This window comes from Moorena sp. SIO1F2, assembly GCF_010672755.1.
Taxonomy (GTDB): Bacteria; Cyanobacteriota; Cyanobacteriia; order Cyanobacteriales; family Coleofasciculaceae; genus Moorena.
In genome coordinates, this window is record NZ_JAAHFV010000004.1 from 54,880 (window position 1) to 72,618 (window position 17,739).

A 17,739-nucleotide genomic window follows, 5' to 3' on the forward strand; every position below is an offset into this window, starting at 1 on the left:
TGACGGATCGAGCCCAGCAATGAACACCACTCAGTCTCACATAAACAGTACTGAAACAATGGCAGAGGGAGAGTCCGCCCTAAAGATCTTGTTTTCTTTATCACTTGATCTATTATGCACCTTTGGTCAAAACGGATATTTTCAACAAATCAATCCGGCTTGGGAAAAGGTTCTAGGATGGACTTGCTCCCAATTGCGATCGCGACCTTGGATTGAGTGGATTTATCGAGAAGATCGGGAATTTACTCTCAATGCCCTTCGTGATTGTGGTCACGGAAAACTAGTCGAATATCGGAATAGAATTTACCATAAAGATGGTAGCTTGCGTTGGCTGGCTTGGAGAATTTCACAGGATGAACAGGGTCTTATCTATGGTGTTGCTAAAAATATCACTAGCATTAAAGAGCTAGAATCTGGATTGGACGATGGTAACTCTACTGGCTGCTATGAAGGCAGTAAGGGCTCTGAAAATCTCAATCCAGATGATCAAAACTTAAAAAGTTACTTTGCTTTATTAACCGCATGGCTTTATCGCTATAAAGCGGTTAGTCAAATCAGTGGTCAGCTGCTCTACGAATGGAATACCCAGACCAATGAATTGATTTGGGGTCACAATATTGAACAAGTATTGGGTTATTACCCAGGGGAAATCGCCAACACTGGGCAAGGGTGGGATCAGTTAATTTATCCTGATGATTTAGAACGATACCGACACATCATTGAACGGGTGATTGTCACTAAGGAGCCTATTGATCTTGAGTATCGGATGCGTAAGAAGGATGGCACGTACATCACTGTTGAGAACAAAGGACAGTTTTACCTAGATAGTGCCGGTAATCTCAATCGTCTGGTGGGGTTAATTGTTGACATCACGAAGCGCAAACAGGCAGAAGAGGCATTACGCCTGAGCGAAAAACGATTTCGGCTAGCAGTGGATAATTTCCCCGGTACATTTATGATATATGATGCCCAGCGGCGGCTCCAGTTTATCAATCAACAAGGGGTTAAGCTAACTGGAGTGTCTGATTCACCGCTACTGGGTCACACTGACGAGGAAATCTATCCACGTGTATTTAAGGATATCTATGTGAAACTCCTACAAAAGGCTGTGGAAACCCGTACACCACAAGTGGAAGAACTGACTCTGACTTTGCCAGAGGTTGGTGAACTCACTGTCCTCGCTACCTATATTCCCCTGCTAGATGAGCAAGGAAATATTTATCAAGTTATCGGGATTATCCAAGATACTACCCAGCGCAAGCAGGCAGAGGTAGAACTACGGCAAGCCTATCAGCAATTGAGACTAAATACAGCAGCGGCTTTAGACGAGAAAGATGCCCAATTTCGACGGGTGTTTGATGAAGCACCTATCGGAATGTCACTCTCAGATTTGGATTATCAGTTTATTCAGGTGAATCGGGCTTTGTATGAAATGCTCGGATACACCAAGTCTGAACTAATGGCTCTCAATGGTTTGGCAATTACTCATCCTGAAGACCTAGAACAAGCCCAGCCTTATATTAGGCAGGTCATACAAGGAGAAATTGATAGTTTTAAGTTAGAAATACGTTACCGCAAAAAGAATCAAGATACCCTCTGGGGTAATTTAACCATGATGGCTATGCGAGATCAAGCAGGAGAAATCCTGTGTATTTTGAGCATGGTTGAAGACATTACAGAACGCAAGCAGGCAGAGGAGGCGCTACGACATAGTGAAGAACGATTTCGTGCCATCATTGAAGATCAAACTGAACTGATCTGTCGGTTGAAACTTGATGGCACCCTAACGTTTGTCAATGATGCTTACTGCCGCTATTTTGGCAAAGACCGCTCTGAATTAGTAGGGAAAGTATTTTTGCCAAAAATGCCTCCGGAAGACGAAGACATTGTTACCCGGAACTTCCGTTCTCTTTCTGTAGATAATCCGATTAACACTTACGAACACCGAGTTCTTCTCGACTCTGGAGAAATTCGCTGGCAGCAGTGGAGTGATCGAGCTATGTTTGATGAACATGGCAACTTTCTCGAATGCCAGGCGGTGGGAAGAGATATCACTGAACTCAAGCAAGCAGAAGCAGATATTCGTAAGGCATTGGTTAAGGAAAAAGAGCTGAGTCAACTGCGTTCAGGTTTCGTTTCATTAGTTTCTCACGAGTTTCGCACGCCTCTGACTACCATTCAATCTTCTGCTCAAATGCTGCAACGCTATGAGGATAAATTGTCCCCTGAGAAAAAACTGAAGCACCATGATAAGATTCAGCATGCTGTGCTCCGGATGACTCAACTTTTGGATGATGTTCTAACGATTGGGAAAGCCGATGCGGGTAAACTCAAGTTTGAGCCAGCATCCATGGATTTAGTTGCTTTGTGTCAGGACATACTCGAAAATATCAAAATTAACCTGGGTTCTAAGCATAACCTGATATTCATTACTCATGGGTGCTGCCAAGATGCCCTAATCGATGAAAGACTTTTGAGTCATGTCGTTAACAATTTGCTGTTAAATGCCATTAAATATTCCCCAGAAGGAGGTACCCTCAAATTTGAACTCAATTGCGATTCTTCGACCGCAGTAATCCAGGTTCAAGATCAGGGGATCGGCATTCCTAAAAAAGACCAAGAGAAACTCTTTGAGTCCTTTGAAAGAGCGAGTAATGTTGGCAGCATCCCTGGGACTGGACTGGGTTTAGCGATTGTCAAAAAATGTTTAGACTTGCACGAGGGTACAATTGCTGTAAACAGTGAAGTTGGGGTGGGAACAACATTTACGGTTACCCTACCGCTGCACTTGGCTACTGACCAAAATAGGGAGTAGGGAGTAGGGAGTAGGGAGTAGGGAGTAGGGAGTAGGGAGTAGGGAGTAGGGAGTAGGGAGTGGCGTCCATAAAATGGAATGTACCTCATAAGTATCAGAAACGCTATATACAATGGTTGATCGCCTTTGGCTCATTATTAATTATTAATTATTGCTAATTAATATAGCATTATTAAATGAATTGTGATAATTTTTGATGCCATATTCCCTACTCCCAGATCCGCTGTTCCCAGATCCGCTGTTCCCTTTGCTATACATAATTGAAGTCTTCTGTATTCCTAATTCTCAGTGCCCTTGACAATCAACGATCAACAATGACCCCTCAGCTTTCTATCAAATTCTTGCAAGTTCAGGAAACTAGCGAGTCTACTGGTTCAACTCCCAGTTATCGCCTTGACAGCTATATTGCCCAACAAACACCTGACTTGTCTCGCTCTCGTATCCAGAAGCTGATTGAACAAGGCAACGTGCAAGTGAATGATCATGTGTGCATCTCAAAAAAAGCTAAAGTTCAGCTAGGCGATCGCATATCCCTAACCATTCCTGACCCCAAACCTCTGGAATTACAACCGGAAGTTATCCCCTTAGACATTCTTTATGAAGATGACGTTCTGATTATTATCAATAAACCGGCTGGTTTGGTAGTTCATCCTGCACCTGGCCATGAAAGTGCTACTCTTGTCAATGCCCTTTTAGCCCACTGTCCTAAACTGACAGGTATTGGTGGTGTTCAGCGTCCAGGCATTGTCCACCGCTTGGATAAGGATACAACTGGTGCAATTGCGATCGCAAAAACTGACCAGGCTCATGGACATCTACAAGCCCAACTCCAAGCCAAAACTGCTCAAAGACAATATTTAGGTATAGTCTATGGTGCTCCCTCTGCTGAGTCTGGCACCATTAACCAACCGATTGGACGGCATCCTGTAGACCGCAAGAAAATGGCTGTCGTGCCAGTAGAAAAAGGGGGACGCCCAGCGATTACCCATTGGCAAGTCCGAGAACGACTGGGCAACTATACCCTGATCCATTTCCAATTAGAAACTGGTCGCACCCACCAAATTCGTGTCCACAGTAGCTATATTGGTCATCCCATTGTTGGAGATCCCGTTTACAGCAGTGGTCGTTCTGTCGGTGTCAATCTACCGGGTCAAGCACTTCACGCTTGGCGGCTACAACTAAAGCATCCAGTTTCTGAGGAGTGGATTGAGTTTGTTGCCCCTCCCCCCCTAGCTTTGATCAAACTCTTAGAGGTGCTACGACTTCGCTTCAGCTAGTTCCTTTTGCGGAGATTGCTGAGCCCGATATGGCACTAAGGATTCGTAATCGATGTTCAAAGCTGACACTCGTGGGATAGTGTTGCCTTGGGGAGACAGCTCCCGTGCCATGCCCATATACAGAGACGGATCCCCTAACTTGGCCTTCTTGTCTTGTGGCACGTAACTGCGCACCTGGGTCTGCCAAATGATTTGTGGGAAGCCCAGTACTGCACGGTAGTATTCGTTGTAACGTGGAGATTTGATGTTGAATGGTATTTCACCCTGAGACCGACCGGGAAGCACTCGACGCCTTTGATAGGGGACGGTGTTGTACCCAAAATTCTCCATGTACTCCTCACTGTCGAGCAGTTGATCGACGAAGCCTTGGATACCCTTTGTGGCAATTATAATTGACCAGGCTAATTTTTCCCTTTCGCCATAGATATCACGTCCAAGCACCCGCTGCACGCACTGTTCTACAACGCGATAGTTGCTGTTTTTGTCATAGAAACTGGTCTTGAAGGTTTCAGAAAGCAACAACCCACGAATGAAGTCCCGTACTGTGATCTGACCGAAGCGGAGTTGGGACTCCAGGAACGGTTCACGATCCGAAGCAAAGGCATGGAAGAATATCTGACGGTATCCTGCCTCGATTAGGGCATCCATGTCTCCGGGGGAGAGCAAGTTTTCAGTGGAATAAATTCTGGGTTGCTCTTCTCCTGGTATCTCATACCCATCTATGCGCGCATTCTGCGTCACAGGGGCGTAGCCTAGTAAAGGAATAGCCACGTTTTTATCTCCGTATTCTTAGAAAATATTACAAACCTTAATCAAATATATAATGAATCCCGTGTCAATCTGTAAAAAAATTATAGTTTAATCGATATCTCAATCTCTAGAGCGACTACTGATAGCTGGGACAGCAGCCAATAGTCAATAGTCAATAGCCATCGGTTCATCAACTAAGGATACTCTTTTGGGATTACTCTGTGTGTTCCCCTTTAACTTAATCACCTTCATCACTAATAGGTTATTAATTTTGATTAAGGAAAACGTTAATCAAAGCAATAATTTTTAATATTTATTAAAATAGCCCGAAAGAATTAGACCAAATAGCAATCCTAAATCAATTGAGAGAATGTTTGTTCCCTGTTCCCTACTCCCTGCTCCCTGCTCCCTGCTCCGCTGTTCCCTGCTCCGCTGTTCCCTTTGCTAAACAATTAGACAATAGCCGATCGCTCCTAGCATCCATACCCCATCCAAAAAGACAGTGAATTAGTCTTGGATGGACACTCAGGCCAATCCCGTAAGTAAGTTTCGAGATCTAACTGCCAACGTGGGGGTTTTAATCCCAGACCCAAACAGAGATGGGAAATGACCTCAAAAAAACGCTGATCGTGACCAGGGGCACCTAAATGAGCATGGGCATATTCATGGATGACAATACTTAACCAATCAGACCGTGCAATGCGTCCGACATCAATTAATATCACCGCCGGAGTGGCTAAGATGTTGCAAAAGCCATCAATACCAAACTTTTCCCCTAAAGGGGTTGCCAAAATCCGCATTGGGCGGCATAGGGAATCATGATAGCAGCTATGACAGGCGTCTAAGCAAGTCTGGAGTTCTCCATTAATGGCATCAATGTGATTGCCAATCCAGGTATAAATGCGATCGCGTTCTTTAACATTATCAGTAATCTCTACCATACTTGGGTCTAAAGCCAGCTTACCCACCGCATTCAGATACTGGTAGCCCCGGATTAACGGATCATCGCTGATGGTGGAATCACCAGCCCAAGATTGAATAATACTCTTCCGGTGCCAAGACATTTTGTTGTTGTTGAGATGTCACCCCAATATTAGACCCAGTATTAGCCCTATTCTCTAAATTCTCTAGATTAGAGTCAATCCGGGTTTCGATGCAAAATGATGCGCTGCTAAATCCACCAAAACGTTTCACTATACTGGTACGCATCCGCCGAGATGGAGTGATAAAGGAGAAACGCTCATGAGCACTCATGGTTTCATATTCAGTAATCAGCACTAGCCCATCTTGAGCATCCATCTGATAAAGACCAGCCACTGGCATGGTTTCCGCGTAACCTTTTTCCCGCAATAACTTCCCATGTCTAGGAGAATCGGCATCTGGAACCACCACCATCACCGTCGAGTCTTTGTGACCCTCATCAGTCTGATCCCAAGCCATTGTACCCTGCCAACTGACCAAAGCTCCACCTGCTGCCAAACTTGGGTTAATCTTATGAAGCTCACACAGCTCAATGACTTGGGGATGATCAGCCTTTAAGGTGGCTACATTGATGTCCAACTCTCCCTTCTCTGCTTGTCGGAAGGCTAAGTGGTGGGTTGTGCGTTGCGATCGCCAGTTGCCAGCACTGAGCTGGAAAAATTTCATCGCATCAATAATTGGATCCATATTATCGTATTTGGTTTACCTAGTTTTTGTTCAAATTTTACCAAAAATTTTGGGTTTAAAGCCCCGTCCTTCGTTCGACGGCTTTTATTATCTTTCGTATTGACGGTAGATAATAAAATCGCTATTATAGAAGGCAAGGAGGAAAAGCAAATGTTTAATCTCACCTACGAGTTCAAGCTTAAACCTACCAAACAACAATCAAAAATCTTTGATGAGTGGCTTGAGATAACTCGCTTGGTATACAACTACGCTTTAGCAGAAAGGAAAGATTGGTACAAATCTCGTAGTTGTCAGATTAATGCTTGCAGCCTCCATAGTTGCTACATCATTCCTGCTGACACACCGCGTCCTACCTATGCAAGTCAGTGTAAATCTTTGACGGCTGCCAAAAAACAGAACCTTGAACTCAAGAAGATCCAATCTCAAGTGTTGCAGCAAACTTTAAAAAGAGTTGAAACAGCTTTCACCAACATGTGGGAGCGTAACGCTGGATTCCCCCGGTTCAAGAAAAAAGGCAGAATGAGGTCTTTTGTTTTTCCTCAAATGAAAGGAAAAAGATTAGAACATGGGTTAGTGAAATTGCCTGTAATTGGTTGGGTAAAATTCCGTCAGTCACGAGAAATTCCTAATGATGCTCAAATCAAGCAAGCTCGTATAGTGAAACGGGTTTCCGGTTGGTACGTCATGCTAACCATTCAATGGAATGTTGATTTACCTCAACCAATACCCCATGGTGAAGCAGTAGGAATTGATGTAGGATTAACTAGTTTTATTGCTACTTCTAGTGGTCTTTTAATCAAGCGTCCGAGGTTCCTGGGTGATGCCGAACGCAAGCTGAAATTACTGCAAAAGCGTGTTTCCAGGAAACCTATAGGCTCGAACAATTGGAGGCGCGCACAAAAAAAGGTAGCAAAACTACACGAGTATGTAGCCAATTGCCGTAAAGATTGGCACAGGAAGCTTTCCCATCATCTGTGCGATCATGCAGGGATGATATTTGTAGAAGATTTGAATCTGGTGGGGCTATCCCGTGGAATATTAGGGAAACACTGCTTAGATGCTGGGTTTGGCCAATTTTTCGAGATCTTGGCACAAACTTGTTTTAAGCGTGGGGTGTATTTCCAGAAAGTAGATCCACGTAAAACCAGCCAGATTTGTCCTAATTGTTTGACACAAACGGGAAAGAAAGAGCTTTCACAACGTACTCACATTTGCTCTGCCTGTGGCTATACAACGGATAGAGATATAGCAGCAGCTCAGGTAGTGGCAATTAGAGGATTAACAGCCGTAGGGCATACGGTGAAGATGCTTGCTGAGGGTAAATTCGTTGGAATCCCATTGAAGCAAGAATCCTCTCGCCTTTAGGCAGAGGAGTGTCAATTAAGCTTGAATTTTTGCATATTCCTGAGATTTTTCCAAACAAGGGATCCATGCCCAATCCATCATGATTTCCGCTGCTACGCTACATATACTGATACTAAACGGGATTGTGCCACTATATAGGTGGGTTTGGCCTCAGGTTTGGCGTAATTATGATGTCCGAATAATTACTCTTAATACAAATCACCCCATCACCCCATCACCCCATCACCCCATCCATCTTCTTGATTATCGGTATTTTATCGGACTTGATCTAAGTCCATCAGACATACAGGCACAAGGGCAAATCATCGCTTTCCGGATTTTTATTACAATTTGTATCTTTAATTACTTATTGCTTGACAGAATCGACAGTATTTTATAGGTGTGTTAGATTGATTAACAACGGCCAAAAAAAAGAGCAGTCGGAACACTCGTCCGCCTGCCCTAATCAACGTATGTAAGCTTAGGAGTAAACCTATGGAAACGCCTGGAAAGCTAAGTTTGGAGCAACAGTTCCAGATGAAAATCTACCAAGACCAAGTCAAGCTGTTGAGCCAGGAGGAGGCTCAGTCCTATCTCTTGGAAGTTTTGCGTCAAATGATGGTTAAGGAGAATCTATTCCGCCATCTACTCAAAAACGCTTAACTCTTAATTAGCTGCGAAGGTTTCACTTTGCTTGACTTGTTTTAAGGGGTGCCTCAGTCGTACCTACATTCGACGAATCTACACTGGCATGGGAACGCCTATAATCTAAACCTTCGCTGCTGATCTGAACCTGCTAATAGCCATCGTAGCGCTTCAGCCCTGGCCGCGCTACTACCATATGATAGTATATTTTATAAATTTCGACTTAAGTAGGAACACTGATATAGTTAGGGAATTAGATAGTCAAGGAATACTTACCAAGAACTCTTGGCTGTTAATGGCTGGAATTTACAATCTTGAATTAAGACTAGGAACCAGCTTGCATATTGCTGCTCTTAAGCTACCTCCGAATTCTAGCACAGATGATAGGATTCGGAGTGCTCGATTTTTACGTCACTTGCCATTATCCTCCCTTTCAGGTCAATCAGGACTTAGGCAAAATTGGGCAACCAACCCGTGACAAAGTACTTCATGTAGGGTGGGCAGTGGCTCAGACCGATTGATCAAGTTGGCCAAAGGCTTGCTAAGCACTGCCCACCAAAGAGCTAGATGTAGGGTGGGCAGTGGCTCAGACCGATTGATCAAGTTGGCCAAAGGCTTGCTAAGCACTGCCCACCAAAGGATTAACCCTAGGAGCCATTACTAATTCTCCTGAGATCCTCGCAAGAAGGGGATTTGCGCCAAGAGTTAGCCCAGGTCTCGGGGGTGGTAGGGAAAGGGGTGAGAATAACAGTACCATCAGGGCCAATCAGCCAACCCTGAGCTTCCACAATCCGCCGCTTTGGACGCTTTCGAGCCGACTCCTCCCTAGCAGCCGGAGAATGACGTTGACTCTGATAATTTTCTGTTGCCGAGTTATCTAAGGTTACCCAATCTGCTATTACAGTTCGGCTTATGATTGGGTCAAGGGGACTCGGAGGTAAGCCACCCCGTCCAGTAACAATGAATTCATCCCCTTTGGAATCATCCGATGCCACTTTGACAGTGTCAGCACACCTAGCGTCAATCAGTGCAGATGGGTCAACTACAGTAGTGGGTAGTTCTACTAAACCCTGAGAGGGATTAACCCCAAGGATGTTGATTTTTATGTCACCGTCTACACCACGCTCAGAACTGGCGGTGATATCACTGAAGTTGGTTGGTTGATCGGGGAAGTTGAACCCAAAGATGCCTTGAGCGGTAAGATCTATATTACCGCCGTTGCCATCAAAGGCATTAGCGGTGATGTCGCTATCTTCTTCCAGGAAGGCAAGAATTAAATCAGCAGTAATGGTGATATTGCCACCATCTCCTGGTTGGTCTTCGGTACCGGCGCTGGTGGTGATTTGACTCCCATCGCGCAATAGTAATAAATCCTGTAGCGTCAGAGTAATATTGCCACCATCTCCCCTAACGGTTTCAGTAGAGATGTTGGCTTGATCTTCAAGAGTGATTGAGCCTGACTGAATTTTGATATCACCCCCTTTTCCCTCTGCACCTTCATTTACAGCGGTAGCGATAGAGCTATTAGATAGCGAAACTGACTGATCAGCCTCTACCGAGATGTTACCAGCATCTCCTTGGCCAGAACTACTAGCCGTTACTTGAGCGTTATTGGTTAAGGACAGCGAGCTTCCCCGAATTATGATATTAGGGCCTCGGTCTTCTTGAGAGTTAACAACTGCTGTTTCCTCTACAGCTGTAGTAATTCTGCTGTCTGAGAGGGAAATGGAGTTGGCATTAAGTTCGATTGTTCCTATTTCCCCAGTAGTTTCGGTAGTACTTAGAATCGCACTATTGTTTTCTAGGGAGATGGAGTCAACATTAATTATTATGATTCCAGCATCCCCAGTACTCTGATCAATCGTTCTGGTACCAATAGTACTGACGTCTCTGAGCACAAGTGAGTCAGCAGTAATGGTTATTTTTCCAGCATCCCCACTGCTATTGTCTTGAGTCTCGCTGCCAATACCATTGCCCTGACCTTCCAACAATACAGAACCGGCGGTGATTGTGATCTCTCCAGCATTGCCAGTACTGTTATTTCTAGTGTTGGTACCAATACCACTTTGTTCTCTGAACACAACTGAGTCAGCAGTAATTGTTATTTTTCCAGCATCCCCACTGCTATTGTCTTCAGTATCGCTGCCAAGACCACTGTTCTGGCCTTCAAACAATACAGAACCGGCGGTGATTGTGATCTCTCCAGCATCCCCAGTACTGTGATCTTGAGTGTTGGTACCAATACCACTGCCTCCTCTGAACACAACTGAGTCAGCAGTAATGGTTATTTTTCCAGCATCCCCACTGCTATTGTCTTCAGTATCGCTGCCAAGACCATTTTCCTGGCCTTCCAACAATACAGAACCGGCGGTGATTGTGATCTCTCCAGCATCCCCAGTACTCTTATTTCTAGTGTTGGTACTAATACCACTGTTGTTTGTGACCACAACTGAGTCAGCAGCAGTAACAGTGATATTGCCAGCATCCCCCTTACCGTCTGTCGTACTACCAATCCCCGCCTCTTCTATGGTAAGGGTGCCGGTTTGAACGATAACGTTTCCAGCATTTCCATTATCCCCAGAGGTAAAGGTATTGATTCCAGCACTTTTGAGGGATATGGATTCACCACTGATCACGGTGATCGGTGGTGCCTGATCGCTACGGTTGTTATTTCTGTTGATTCCGATACTTTCCAATGCGATCGCACCAGCCGCAGTAATGGTGACTGCTCCTCCTCCAGTATCAATTCCCCCATTCATCAACTCCACATCACCACTACCGGAGTTGTCACTATCCGCTTCCAGGACTAGATTCAGGAAACCACTGTCGGCATTTATTCCAAAGTTTTTGAGAGAAATATCATTGGCCGCTTGCAAACTTAGAGTGACTTCCCCTGGTGTAGTTTTGGTAATGCCAAAGCCATCTGCAGTGATATTTCCTTCCTGAGTGCCTGTGGTTCCAGTAGTGATGGTGACATTGGTGCCAGCATTGAGTCGAGCTTCAATATCTGGGATATTCACCACGGCATCATCCCCAGTGGGAGTGAAGATATTGGAATTACTATCAAAGGTGCCATTGGATGTATCGGCAAAGCCAAGAGTAACATTCCTCGGGTCAAGTAACCAAGTTCCTGCATTTCCATTGGCTGCACTAGCATCGACTCTGACTCCTGTAACATCCAGAAAATTGGCACTGGATGTCTCGATTAAACCGCCATTCCCTGATTGCGCTCCCCCCCTTGCCGTTAAGGTGCCATAGGCGCGAGTGGATTGATTCGACCAAATCACAATCAGACCACCATTACCAGTGCTAATCCCATCAGCATTTATAGTGGAGTCAGGATCGATATAGGTAGCTGTGGCCAATGGCAGCTGTCCTTGACCTTGGAAATCCCCACCAATTAGTGCCTCTCCACCACTACTGTTTCCAGAAACATCAATGGATCCACTGTCAAACAAGCCCACTTGATCCCCTAATACCGTTACTTTGCCTCCTGTTTGTCCTGGAGACAGGTTGGCAGCGTTCAGCTCACCAGAGATGATCACTGTTCCTGGATCAAGTGGCACAATAGTACCGGAATCGGTAATTGTGACCTGACCGTCACTGGAAACTGTTACGCCGGTGTCATGGTTCAAACTACTGAAAAATTCAGTAACAGAGGCAGAATTAGATCCTATTGATGGGGTTGGAGTCGATAGTGTCAAAATCTGTCCAGCTTGCCCCAATTGCACTAATGTTTCACTGGGAACCGCTAATATATTAATCTCACCCCCTGGTGCTAGGATATCCCCACTACTAATGATACTCCCACCGACTAAGGTGACATTCTGTCCCTGTCCCACAGCCAAATTGCCAGCATTTACGATCGGCTGAGGCGGATTCTGGCCATACTGCAATCCGGTCTTTCCATACTGCAATCCGGGAGTAATGTTAATGGTTAACAGGGGTGGTTCTTCGGGATTGATAGCACTAAACTCGATGCCATTGCCAAACACTATACTATTAGCGGTACTTCCGACAAAGGAACCGGCTACATCTAATTGGGAATTGGCTCCGAAAACAATACCATTAGGATTGACCAAAAACAAATTGGCGGCACCATCTACTCCTAGGGTTCCGAAGATCTTGGAGATGTTACTACCAGTTACTCGACTGAGAATGTTGTTAATGCCAGCGGGATTGGCAAAGTAAACCCGCTGCAAGTCCCCAACATTAAAATCCGAAAAGCTATGGAATAGGTTATCCCCTCTGGTTGCTCCACCTTCAATTAAGTCAGCGGGAAGTCCTTTGACCTCTACATTTGGTTTAACTAGAGAAGGGTTATCCCCCAAGGTATGATCCGGAACAATCTGAGCCAGAGCGGGATTGACTGAATGGGTAATCCCATAGTATCCACTCAGACTTATAGCACCACAAATTACTAGCGTACGCACTATTTTCATTATACTTAGCCTCCTATAGGTAAACTTAGGAGTAATCTAAGTAAATATGCTCCGAGTTGAATTATTTTGATCAGATAATTAAGTTTTAATGCCTTAATTATTATTGCGCCGCCATAGCTCTAGCGCGATTAGTTTCAATCATTTGTTCCAGCATTTCCCTAGAAACACAACGGCGTTCAGAGCAATAGGTCATGAGATTGACGCCATTCATCATGCGCACAGTGCTGACTCGGACACGAAAATCATCGGTGATAAACCAACAACGTTCTTGACCCTGATTATTCTGGTAATTGGTATCAATGGTGAGGATGCCGTCTTTGCCAAACCAATACCGACTCACTACCGGAATACTTTCAACATAGCCCTGGTCTCGAATCAATTTGCCACTAAGCTTAGTTTCATCGTCTGGAACATCAATCAGAATTGCGGCATATTTTGAACTTGGTTCCCGGTCATCTAAATTGATTTGCCACATAAAGCTCGCTCCCCCCATCGCCTGGCTCGGGTCAATCTTTTGGAGGTCACACACGGCTTTGACTTTAGGGTTATCTTTTTCAATGACTTGAACAATCAAATTGGATTCCCCGGATTCATCGGCAGCGTTATCGAAGTGATGAACTGTGCGTTGAGTAAACCACTTGCCTTCGCTTTTGCGAAAGAAGTCCATCATGGTCATGGGTGGCTTGAGTCGCATTTTTGCTTGAACCTCCTGATAGTGATAGATGGGTAGAGCTAGCCCCTACCCTAGAAATAGTAATTGTTTTTAATACCCTGTGTTCCCACCAGAACGGTAGACTAACCTTGGCAGTTCCAGGTAGAGTTTACAAATTATAATGATTCAAACTCGGTTAAGCGATCGCACTAACAACCAAGCTATGGATATCTTAAAACGGTTCCAAGCCGGAGACTATATCTCTGATGCTAATCTTGAGGGCATCGATTGGAGTCAGAGAGACTTGTACCAGGTTAACCTCAGTGGTGCTAACCTACAGAAAGCTAATTTGAGCCAAGCTACCCTGACTGGGGCTAATCTTAGTCAGGCAATTTTGCGGGAAGCGAATCTGAGGGGAGCTGATCTCAGGGGAGCTGATCTCACTGGCGCTGACCTGACTGGCGCTGATTTGGAAGGGGCGTATTTAAACCGGGCAGATTTAAGGAAGGCTAATTTGACGATGGCTAACTTAAATGAAACCAACCTACAAGTAGCCCTGTATGACCGGGAAACTACTTGGCCAGAAGGATTTCGCTACAAAAGTTCTGGTGCTGTTGGGCCTGGTGCTAATCTCAATGGTGCTTTTCTCAATACCGCTAATCTGAGGGGAGTTGACTTGCAAGGGATTAGAGTAATAGGAGGCTATCTCAGCGGAGCCGATTTAACCGGTGCTAATTTACAGGATGCTGCTTTGAGTGGATCCAACTTACGGAAGGCTTTCCTGACCGGGGCTTGTTTGCGTAATGCCCGTATGAGTGGCGTGGAGCTGGAGGGAGCGGATTTGCGAGGGGCCGACCTGACTGGAGCAGATTTAAACCATGTACAAAATATTGCTGGGGCTGACTTTACCATGGCTCAAGGCATCAGTGAAGCCACCCGTTCGATGCTTTTGAATCAACCATATAAAGATCTAGACACCTGGAATCCCTATACTCGAAGTAATACTCGGGAAAGTTTAGGAGCCAGTCATCCTAGTTGAAGGTTGAAGGTTGAAAGGTTGAAGGTTGAACGCGAACGCGTGGCCTTTTGGCCAAGGTTGAACGGTTGAAGGTTGAACGGTTGAAGGTTGAACGGTTGAAGGTTGAACGCGATTGCGTGGCCTTTTGGCCAAGGTTAAACCGTTCAAACCCGTAACCTGTAACCTGTAACCTGTAACCTGTAACCTGTAACCTGTAACCTGTAACCTGTAACCTGTAACCTGTAACCTGTAACTTGTAACCTGTAACCTATAACCTATAACCTGTAACTTGTAACCTGTAACCTGTAACCTGTAACCTTATATAATAATCACGATTTAAGAACGTCACCAAAATGTCTGAAATTCAAGAAGCCCAGCCATCACCGGCAGAAATTGAGGAAGTTATTACTGAACTAGAGAAATATCGGGAAAGACTGGTTAATGATGTGATGAAAATGGCTCAGAAGGTGAAACTGCCGAAAAAGGCGGCCATGGAGCATATCAAAAACCACCCAGAAATTATTAAGATCGACGCTGCTCTGGAAAATCTCCGCCCCTAGCAATCATCCTTGCCATCATCCTGACGCAACTGACTAAAGCAACTGGAATTACCCATGGTTACATCGGAAACTCAACCGCCAGCTCCCTCTGAAACTGACAGCTTGCTGGCTGATGTCAATAGCCAACTTGCTGAGGGAAACGTTGATATTACTAATCCGCAACAGTTAAAAAAGATGGTTGAATCCCTGGCTGATAGCCGGGGAATGGTCAGACTGGGATTCGTGGAAGCCTTTGGCAAAATTGGTAAGGTAGCTTCTCCGTTCTTGCTCGAAGCACTAGCTAATCACCCAAACCCGGTGGTGCGCAGGTCTTGTGGCAAGGCTTTAGCAAAAATAAGGGATCCCCAGGGGGTTACTACCCTGATTGATGCCTTGTTAAATGATGAGGATACAGTGGTCAAGAGTTCAGCGGCTGGAGCCTTAGCCAGAATGGGAGAAGCGGCTGTACCAAGGTTGATTGAGGTGTTGGAATCAGCAGATTATCCCCAAACTGCCAAAGGTCATGCCTCTTGGGCACTTGCTTTCATTGGGTCAGACGCAGCTGAGCACCTGTATCAGGCAATCCACTCGGAATCGGAAGATGTGCGGATGGCAGTAGTCGGAGCGATCGCTAATTTGGTGGATGAACCGGGTAATGACCAGGCTAGAGATATTCTCTTATTAGCACTGAAAGATGAATCTGTCAATGTTCGTGCCGAAGCAGCGACATCGGTGAGCCAACTTGACCCCCAGGTAGGGGTTCCCCATTTAATCCCCTTACTGGAAGACCCCAGCCAAGAGGTGAGGCGGAGGGCAATCTTATCCTTAGGGAAGCTTAAAGATGAAGCGGCTTTACCCGCCTTAACAGCCAAGTTATCCGATCAGCGAGAGGAAATTCGCCAACTGGTCAAGGTAGCGATCGCACAAATTCAGAAGGGTTGAAGGGTTGAAGGGTTGAAGGTTGAAGGATTGAAGGGTTAAAGGTTGAAGGGTTGAAGGGTTGAAGGGTTGAAGGTTGAACGCGCACCCGTGGCCTTTTGGCCAAGGTTGTTCGCCCTGGGTGTTCGGTCTAGGGTAGCTTAAAAAAAATCAGAAATCTAGCTGTTCTCATTTTTATGAGGTACAGATATTTTTTTTATGTTCCCTGTTCCCTGTTCCCTGTTCCCTGTTCCCTGTTCCCTGTTCCCTGTTCCCTGTTCCCTGTTCCCTGTTCCCTATAATCCAAAAATTTCGATATTTCATAAGTAATACTTTATAATTCATAATTTCTAAGATACTTGTCAGTTTCAATCACAGGCAATCCCAGAAGTTTACAAATCTTGATAATTTAGGGTGATCAGGGCATTGTATAAATAAATGTGTGAAGGTGTAAAACACTGACACAATCTCGCTCACAGGAGCTATGAGCTCCCAAGACTCTTCCATCAGGAGTCGTGAGAGAGGTTATGTTGTTGTTTAAAAGCTTGTAAAGTTTTTTAAACACCCTGAGAAAACCCTGATTAAAAAATTTGTTGCTATCTAGGAGAATCTGTTAATGGCATTCGGACCAGCATCACAGCTAGGTGTCGGCCTATTTGAAGACACAGATCCAATTGAAGTGTGGCCAGGTATCTCAAGCGAGGACGCTGAGGCCGTGATTCGGGCGGTCTATCGGCAAGTCTTGGGCAATGCTTATGTCATGGAAAGTGAGCGACTGGCTGTCCCAGAGTCTCAGTTTAAACTAGGTGAACTCAGCGTTCGGGAATTTGTGCGGGCAGTAGCGAAATCCGATGCTTACAGCTCCCGGTTTTTCGATAAAGCCCCCCGCTACCGAGTAATTGAGCTGAATTTCAAACATTTACTTGGTCGGGCTCCCGATGGCTTCGATGAGATGAAGGCTCACAGTATTATCTGGGATGAAGGGGGCTTCGAGGCAGAGATTGATTCCTATCTCGACAGTGACGAGTACCAGGAAGTCTATGGGGAAGACACGGTTCCCTTCTACCGGGGCTACAAAACCCAAACAGGCAAGAAGATGGTTGGGTTTACCCACATGTTCCAACTGTTGCGAGGAGCATCTAGTAGCGACTTCAAAGGGAGCTTGGCTGGCAAGAGTCCTTGTCTAAATAAGAATGTAATTCAAGAAATTCCGACAGCAGTGGTTCCGCCATCTGGTGGTGTATCTGGCTGGTCTTTCCAAGAAACCCCATTGGGTGCCAGAACTCGCCATGGTGCTGGAGCTACTGCTGAAGGTAAGGTGTACCGGATTGAGGTAACTGGCTATAAGTCCCCTGGTGCAGTGAATCGGGTATCCAAATTCCGGCGCAGTAACCAGGTATACCTGGTTCCGTTTGATCAGCTCTCCAAAGAGTACCAGCGGATTCATAAGCAGGGTGGCGTGATTGCCAGCATCACCGTTGTGTAATTAGGATTCAATCGGGATTCAAACGTTTCTAATCTGGGAAAGTTCGTGTATGTCTGCGTGCTTTGGCAGCAAGCCAACTAGTTTGCTGCCAAAGAAGGTAGAGGTGCAGTTCAATGAAGGGTTGGTTGCTTTGTTTTGCCAAAGAAAATCCCCTCTATTTTGAATAAGTTTTTTGCAAGGAGAAA

Annotated in this window: 18 protein-coding genes; 9 read left to right on the forward strand and 9 right to left on the reverse strand. The window is 45.3% G+C overall.

Annotated features, from left to right (window positions below; genetic code table 11):
* Window positions 1-58 precede the first annotated feature (58 nt).
* The gene (locus F6J94_RS01195) at window positions 59-2,815 is read left to right on the forward strand and encodes a PAS domain S-box protein (protein WP_293029222.1); all 2,757 of its coding nucleotides are present in this window, start codon (window positions 59-61) and stop codon (window positions 2,813-2,815) included.
* Here the strand turns inward: F6J94_RS01195 and F6J94_RS01200 are convergent.
* A complete protein-coding gene (locus tag F6J94_RS01200; RefSeq protein WP_293036018.1) occupies window positions 2,777-2,950 on the reverse strand; it encodes a hypothetical protein in 174 nt (57 codons plus the stop codon). The genes F6J94_RS01195 and F6J94_RS01200 overlap by 39 nt on opposite strands.
* A 179-nt stretch (window positions 2,951-3,129) precedes the next feature.
* Between F6J94_RS01200 and F6J94_RS01205 the strand changes: the two genes are divergently transcribed.
* Entirely contained in the window at window positions 3,130-4,092 is a 963-nt protein-coding gene (locus tag F6J94_RS01205) for an RluA family pseudouridine synthase (RefSeq protein WP_293036020.1), read from the forward strand.
* Here F6J94_RS01205 and F6J94_RS01210 read toward each other — a convergent pair.
* Window positions 4,072-4,863 (reverse strand): phycobilisome rod-core linker polypeptide, encoded by a 792-nt coding sequence (locus tag F6J94_RS01210; protein WP_293036022.1) that lies wholly within the window; start codon window positions 4,861-4,863, stop codon window positions 4,072-4,074. The genes F6J94_RS01205 and F6J94_RS01210 overlap by 21 nt on opposite strands.
* A 341-nt stretch (window positions 4,864-5,204) precedes the next feature.
* Here F6J94_RS01210 and F6J94_RS01215 point away from each other — a divergent pair, with 341 nt between their 5' ends.
* On the forward strand, window positions 5,205-5,348 hold the full coding sequence (locus F6J94_RS01215) for a hypothetical protein (RefSeq protein ID WP_293036024.1): 144 nt from the start codon (window positions 5,205-5,207) through the stop codon (window positions 5,346-5,348).
* Here the strand turns inward: F6J94_RS01215 and F6J94_RS01220 are convergent.
* Window positions 5,316-5,906, reverse strand: coding sequence for a hypothetical protein (locus F6J94_RS01220; protein ID WP_293036026.1), 591 nt, complete (start codon window positions 5,904-5,906; stop codon window positions 5,316-5,318). The two genes, F6J94_RS01215 and F6J94_RS01220, sit on opposite strands and share 33 nt — an antisense overlap.
* Window positions 5,863-6,498, reverse strand: coding sequence for a phycobiliprotein lyase (locus F6J94_RS01225; protein WP_293036135.1), 636 nt, complete (start codon window positions 6,496-6,498; stop codon window positions 5,863-5,865). Before F6J94_RS01225 ends, F6J94_RS01220 begins: the two co-directional genes overlap by 44 nt.
* Window positions 6,499-6,660: 162 nt before the next feature.
* Between F6J94_RS01225 and F6J94_RS01230 the strand changes: the two genes are divergently transcribed.
* Together F6J94_RS01230 and F6J94_RS01235 are read left to right on the forward strand one after the other, a co-directional pair.
* Window positions 6,661-7,875, forward strand: coding sequence for a transposase (locus tag F6J94_RS01230; RefSeq protein ID WP_293036028.1), 1,215 nt, complete (start codon window positions 6,661-6,663; stop codon window positions 7,873-7,875).
* A gap of 474 nt (window positions 7,876-8,349) precedes the next feature.
* Window positions 8,350-8,517, forward strand: a complete 168-nt coding sequence (locus tag F6J94_RS01235) for an NblA/ycf18 family protein (RefSeq protein ID WP_008183188.1) — start codon at window positions 8,350-8,352, stop codon at window positions 8,515-8,517.
* A 420-nt stretch (window positions 8,518-8,937) separates the two neighbouring features.
* On the opposite strand, the gene F6J94_RS01240 is transcribed toward F6J94_RS01235, so the two are convergent.
* The 3 genes from F6J94_RS01240 to F6J94_RS01250 all read right to left on the reverse strand — a co-directional run bounded on the left by F6J94_RS01240 (window position 8,938) and on the right by F6J94_RS01250 (window position 13,635).
* Entirely contained in the window at window positions 8,938-9,111 is a 174-nt protein-coding gene (locus tag F6J94_RS01240) for a hypothetical protein (protein ID WP_293036030.1), read from the reverse strand.
* 35 nt (window positions 9,112-9,146) lie between these two features.
* Window positions 9,147-12,941, reverse strand: a complete 3,795-nt coding sequence (locus F6J94_RS01245; protein ID WP_293036032.1) for a filamentous hemagglutinin N-terminal domain-containing protein — start codon at window positions 12,939-12,941, stop codon at window positions 9,147-9,149.
* A 100-nt stretch (window positions 12,942-13,041) separates the two neighbouring features.
* Window positions 13,042-13,635: a phycobiliprotein lyase gene (locus F6J94_RS01250; protein WP_293036034.1), complete on the reverse strand. Its 594-nt coding sequence runs from the start codon at window positions 13,633-13,635 to the stop codon at window positions 13,042-13,044.
* Between the two features lie 139 nt (window positions 13,636-13,774).
* On the opposite strand from F6J94_RS01250, the gene F6J94_RS01255 reads away from it, so the two are divergent.
* A complete protein-coding gene (locus F6J94_RS01255; RefSeq protein WP_293036036.1) occupies window positions 13,775-14,632 on the forward strand; it encodes a pentapeptide repeat-containing protein in 858 nt (285 codons plus the stop codon).
* Here the strand turns inward: F6J94_RS01255 and F6J94_RS01260 are convergent.
* Complete coding sequence (locus F6J94_RS01260; protein WP_293036038.1) at window positions 14,609-14,764, reverse strand: hypothetical protein; 156 nt, start codon at window positions 14,762-14,764, stop codon at window positions 14,609-14,611. The genes F6J94_RS01255 and F6J94_RS01260 overlap by 24 nt on opposite strands.
* A gap of 200 nt (window positions 14,765-14,964) precedes the next feature.
* Between F6J94_RS01260 and F6J94_RS01265 the strand changes: the two genes are divergently transcribed.
* Together F6J94_RS01265 and F6J94_RS01270 are read left to right on the forward strand one after the other, a co-directional pair.
* A complete protein-coding gene (locus F6J94_RS01265) occupies window positions 14,965-15,171 on the forward strand; it encodes an acetyltransferase (protein ID WP_075904227.1) in 207 nt (68 codons plus the stop codon).
* Between the two features lie 54 nt (window positions 15,172-15,225).
* On the forward strand, window positions 15,226-16,092 hold the full coding sequence (locus F6J94_RS01270; RefSeq protein ID WP_293036040.1) for a HEAT repeat domain-containing protein: 867 nt from the start codon (window positions 15,226-15,228) through the stop codon (window positions 16,090-16,092).
* Here F6J94_RS01270 and F6J94_RS01275 read toward each other — a convergent pair.
* Window positions 16,058-16,195 (reverse strand): hypothetical protein, encoded by a 138-nt coding sequence (locus F6J94_RS01275; protein WP_293036042.1) that lies wholly within the window; start codon window positions 16,193-16,195, stop codon window positions 16,058-16,060. The genes F6J94_RS01270 and F6J94_RS01275 overlap by 35 nt on opposite strands.
* Before the next feature lie 489 nt (window positions 16,196-16,684).
* Between F6J94_RS01275 and F6J94_RS01280 the strand changes: the two genes are divergently transcribed.
* Complete coding sequence (locus F6J94_RS01280; RefSeq protein ID WP_293027899.1) at window positions 16,685-17,554, forward strand: phycobilisome linker polypeptide; 870 nt, start codon at window positions 16,685-16,687, stop codon at window positions 17,552-17,554.
* Window positions 17,555-17,739: the final 185 nt, after the last annotated feature.

Bases quoted from the DNA above. Each gene is read 5' to 3' on its own strand.
- F6J94_RS01250 (WP_293036034.1), bottom strand. From the start codon at position 13,635: ATGCGACTCAAGCCACCCATGACCATGATGGACTTCTTTCGCAAAAGC.
- F6J94_RS01200 (WP_293036018.1), bottom strand. From the start codon at position 2,950: ATGAGCCAAAGGCGATCAACCATTGTATATAGCGTTTCTGATACTTAT.
- F6J94_RS01265 (WP_075904227.1), top strand. From the start codon at position 14,965: ATGTCTGAAATTCAAGAAGCCCAGCCATCACCGGCAGAAATTGAGGAA.
- F6J94_RS01270 (WP_293036040.1), top strand. From the start codon at position 15,226: ATGGTTACATCGGAAACTCAACCGCCAGCTCCCTCTGAAACTGACAGC.
- F6J94_RS01220 (WP_293036026.1), bottom strand. From the start codon at position 5,906: ATGTCTTGGCACCGGAAGAGTATTATTCAATCTTGGGCTGGTGATTCC.
- F6J94_RS01235 (WP_008183188.1), top strand. From the start codon at position 8,350: ATGGAAACGCCTGGAAAGCTAAGTTTGGAGCAACAGTTCCAGATGAAA.
- F6J94_RS01205 (WP_293036020.1), top strand. From the start codon at position 3,130: ATGACCCCTCAGCTTTCTATCAAATTCTTGCAAGTTCAGGAAACTAGC.
- F6J94_RS01245 (WP_293036032.1), bottom strand. From the start codon at position 12,941: ATGAAAATAGTGCGTACGCTAGTAATTTGTGGTGCTATAAGTCTGAGT.
- F6J94_RS01255 (WP_293036036.1), top strand. From the start codon at position 13,775: ATGATTCAAACTCGGTTAAGCGATCGCACTAACAACCAAGCTATGGAT.
- F6J94_RS01195 (WP_293029222.1), top strand. From the start codon at position 59: ATGGCAGAGGGAGAGTCCGCCCTAAAGATCTTGTTTTCTTTATCACTT.
- F6J94_RS01230 (WP_293036028.1), top strand. From the start codon at position 6,661: ATGTTTAATCTCACCTACGAGTTCAAGCTTAAACCTACCAAACAACAA.
- F6J94_RS01280 (WP_293027899.1), top strand. From the start codon at position 16,685: ATGGCATTCGGACCAGCATCACAGCTAGGTGTCGGCCTATTTGAAGAC.